This is a genomic window from Parabacteroides sp. FAFU027 (genome assembly GCF_022808675.1).
GTDB lineage: Bacteria > Bacteroidota > Bacteroidia > Bacteroidales > UBA7332 > CAXXIC01.
The window spans coordinates 1-2,109 of record NZ_JAKZKV010000031.1; the positions used below are offsets into that span (position 1 = coordinate 1).

A 2,109-nucleotide genomic window follows, 5' to 3' on the forward strand; every position below is an offset into this window, starting at 1 on the left:
CTGTATTGGTTCCACCATTTCCATCACTTACCGTGACACTGAAACTATCCGGGCCGTTGTAATTGGCATTCGGGGTGTAGGTATAAGTGCCATCTGTGTTCACAACTACCGTACCATGAGTCGGGTCTGTCGCTTTACCATAAGTCAGCGCATCACCGTCAATGTCTGTCGCGGTTACCGTTCCATTAACTGGCGTATCCTCAGGTGTTACAACCGGTGTTGCTGTTGCAACCGGTACATCGTTAACCGGAGTAACAGTTACATTCACAACTACCGTATTGGTTCCACCATTACCATCACTTACCGTTACACTGAAACTGTCAGGGCCATTGTAATTGGCATTCGGGGTGTAGGTATAGGTGCCATCTGCATTCACTACTACGGTTCCATGAGTCGGATCTGTTGCTTTACTGAATGTCAGCGCATCACCGTCAATATCTGTTGCTGTTACCGATCCATCTATCGGGGTATCTTCAGGTGTTGCCACTGGTGTTGCAGATGCGATCGGTGCATCGTTGACCGAAGTAACAGTTACATTCACTACCACCGTATTAGTTCCGCCATTTCCATCACTTACCGTTACACTGAAACTGTCAGGACCATTGTAATTGGCATTCGGGGTGTAGGTATAGGTGCCATCTGCATTCACTACGACGGTTCCATGAGTCGGGTCTGTCGCTTTGCTGAAAGTCAGCGTATCGCCGTCAATATCTGTCGCGGTTACCGTTCCATTAACTGGCGTATCCTCAGGAGTTACCACCGGTGCTGCTGTTGCAACTGGGGCATCGTTGACCGGAGTAATAGTCATATTGACTGTTGCAGTGCTGCTACCGCCGTGTCCATCGCTGATGGTGTAGGTGAAGCTGTCACTACCATTTACATTGGCGTTCGGAGTGTAAGTAATCGTGCCGTCAACGTTGATGGTTACTGTTCCTTTGGCTGGAACAGAAGTGGATGTAACAGTCAGGGCATCGCCGTCAACATCGCTGTCGTTGGTCAATACGGATATTACTGCCGGAGTGTCCTCGTTCGTTGTTACATCATCATCTGTTGCAACCGGAGCATCGTTGACTGCCGTGATAGTCACATTGACTGTTGCTGTACTGGTTCCTCCATGACCATCGCTGATGGTGTAGGTGAAGCTGTCACTACCATTTATATTGGCGTTCGGAGTGTAAGTAATCGTGCCGTCAACGTTGATGGTTACTGTTCCTTTGGCTGGAACAGAAGTGGATGTAACAGTTAGAGCATCGCCGTCAACATCGCTGTCGTTGGTCAATACTGTGATTACCGCCGGAGTGTCCTCGTTCGTCGTTACATCATCATCTGTTGCAACAGGTGCATCGTTGACCGGAGTAATAGTCACATTGACTGTTGCAGTGCTGCTACCGCCGTGTCCATCGCTGATGGTGTAGGTGAAGCTGTCACTACCATTTACATTGGCGTTCGGAGTGTAGGTAATCGTGCCGTCTCCGTTGTTGGTTACTGTTCCTTTGGTTGGAACAGAAGTGGATGTAACAGTTAGGGCATCGCCGTCAACATCGCTGTCGTTGGTCAATACTGTGATTACTGTCGGAGTGTCCTCGTTTGTGGTTGCATTATCATCTGTTGCAACAGGTGCATCGTTGACCGGATTAATAGTCAGTGATACCGTTACCATATTACCATCCACAGTGCCGTCATTGACCTTATAGGTAAAGCTGTCGCTGGTGGTTTCTGAACCGTCATGCGTATAGGTGAAGGAACCGTCGCTGTTCAGCGTGACCGTTCCATGAGATGGATTGGTTACCTTGATGGCGGTCAGAGCATTGCCTTCTGCATCCGTATCGTTGGTCAACACGCCTGTTGCTGTATTGACTGTCAGAGTAGCGCCTTCGTTGACAGAGTAACTGTCGGCTACTGCTACCGGTGCATCATTGACCGGATTGATGGTCAGAGAAACAGTTACTGTATTACCATCCACCGTACCGTCATTCACTTTGTAGGTAAAGCTGTCGCTGGTGGTTTCTGAACCGTCATGCGTGTAGGTGAAGGAACCATCGCTGTTCAGCGTTACCGTACCATGAGATGGATTGGTCACTTTGATGGCAGACAAGGTATTTCCTTCCG

1 protein-coding gene is annotated in these 2,109 nt (G+C 49.0%); it reads right to left on the bottom strand.

Annotated elements, in window-relative coordinates:
• The coding region (locus MLE17_RS18815) for an Ig-like domain-containing protein (protein ID WP_243350309.1) at window positions 1-2,109 on the bottom strand (2,109 nt) is incomplete at both ends.